The organism is Leifsonia sp. SIMBA_070 (assembly GCF_046534635.1).
Lineage (GTDB): Bacteria > Actinomycetota > Actinomycetes > Actinomycetales > Microbacteriaceae > Leifsonia.
The window spans coordinates 1-251 of record NZ_JAWRYK010000648.1; the positions used below are offsets into that span (position 1 = coordinate 1).

Consider the following 251-nt stretch of genomic DNA (forward strand, 5'->3'; position numbering starts at 1 on the left):
GGCAGCATGCCGGCGTGGTGGGCGGCGAATCCGCGGACCAGGCCCTCCCGCCAGGTCCAGAAACCCAGGACTTCCAAATCGTCCTCGGGAATGTCCTGGCTGGCTTCATCCACGATGCGCGCAATGGCCAGGCGCTCGGGTTCGCTGGTGAGCCACAGGCCGGAGTCCACGCACTGCCGCACGGCGCCTTCACAGCCGTTGCGGGAGAAGATGAAGGTGATGGCCGGGAGCAGTCCCCGCTTGTCCAGCTG

General features: G+C 67.3%; 1 protein-coding gene. It reads right to left on the reverse strand.

The features are described 5' to 3' along the window. Positions 1-251 (reverse strand): hypothetical protein (locus SB754_RS21830; protein WP_410784402.1); only part of this gene is annotated, 251 nt, incomplete at both ends.